Raw genomic sequence first — 1,232 nt, forward strand, 5'->3', positions numbered from 1 at the left:
ATAATTTTTCTTTTCATGGAAACTCCAGACTAGCATTCTTGTTATAACGCTAGATGGAACCGGTTCCAAAGAAAAGCTCATGATGTCGAATTTATGATCACCATCACGAAGGAAATTTAACGGGCGGTTGAGCCGCGCACGATCAGCTCGCCGGAGAATACCTGTTCCTGAATGGCAGCAGAGCCGCCATCAATTCGGCGTACAACCTGCTCAACGGCGGTGTAGCCAATCTGCCATGTGGGTTGTTTCAACGTGGTGATACCGACGCCCGCCAGCTCCGCCCATTCCAGTTCGTCAAAACCGAGCAGGCCGATATCGCTGCCCCAGTTAAGGCCAATGCGCTTCAGGGCGCGGGCAACCTGCAGCGTGAGAGCGCCGTTGGCAGAGATAACGGCTTTGCGCATCCCCCGATGCTGCTGGTGAAACTGGCGCAGCGTGTCATCCAGTTGCGTATTGTCCGTTAGCGGGACTTCGGCATTTTGCGCGATAACGCCGGGGTACTGTGCGAGCGTAACGCGAAAAGCGCTCAGGCGTTCGCGGCGGGTATTCACCATGCCCATCGGTTCGCTGAGGAACAGGATGGCTTCAAAACCTTGCTCGACCAGATGTTCAGTGGCAACCGTTGCCGCCTGGGTGTTATCCAGCCCGACCATATCACAGGCGAAATCGGGGATTTTACGGTCAATTAGTACCATCGGTAGCGCAGACTGTTGCAGGCGGTTCAGCCCCTCTTCGCGCATTCCAACGGCGTTGACCACAATCCCTTCGACCTGGTAGCTGCGCAGCAGGTCGAGATAATGCAGCTCCTGATCCACTTCGTTGTTGGTGTTACACACCAGCGGGGTAAAGCCCTTATCGCGACAGGCGGCTTCAATCCCGCTTAACACGTTGACGGAATAGGGATTAGTAATATCGGCGATGATCAGACCAATCAGACGGGTACGACCGTGTTTCAGGCCTCTTGCCATCAGGCTGGGACGGTAGTCGAGATCGGCAATGGCTTGTTCAATGCGGGCCAGTAGCGCGTCGGAAAGCAGGTGCTTTTCACCGTTGAGGTAGCGTGAAATGCTGGTCTTGCCGGTTTTTGCGGCTTTCGCCACATCGCTGATGGTTGCCCGTGTTGATTTGCTCATCGCTGATTTCCCTAAATTTGGTGACAACACCTTAACGCGAAAATCAACGATGGCAAGTGCTTCATGCCGGATAAGACGCTGTCATTATCCGGCACAAAA

The 1,232-nt window shown here is 54.2% G+C and carries 1 protein-coding gene; it reads right to left on the minus strand.

The genetic code is table 11. From position 1 onward, the window contains the following. Positions 1–116: 116 nt before the first annotated feature. The gene (locus FDW87_RS13065) at positions 117–1,133 is read right to left on the minus strand and encodes a LacI family DNA-binding transcriptional regulator (RefSeq protein ID WP_137379823.1); all 1,017 of its coding nucleotides are present in this window, start codon (positions 1,131–1,133) and stop codon (positions 117–119) included. Positions 1,134–1,232 lie beyond the last annotated feature (99 nt).

The organism is Citrobacter sp. wls826 (genome assembly GCF_005281245.1).
In the GTDB taxonomy this organism is placed as follows: domain Bacteria; phylum Pseudomonadota; class Gammaproteobacteria; order Enterobacterales; family Enterobacteriaceae; genus Citrobacter; species Citrobacter braakii.

Bases quoted from the DNA above. Each gene is read 5' to 3' on its own strand.
- FDW87_RS13065 (WP_137379823.1), bottom strand. From the start codon at position 1,133: ATGAGCAAATCAACACGGGCAACCATCAGCGATGTGGCGAAAGCCGCA.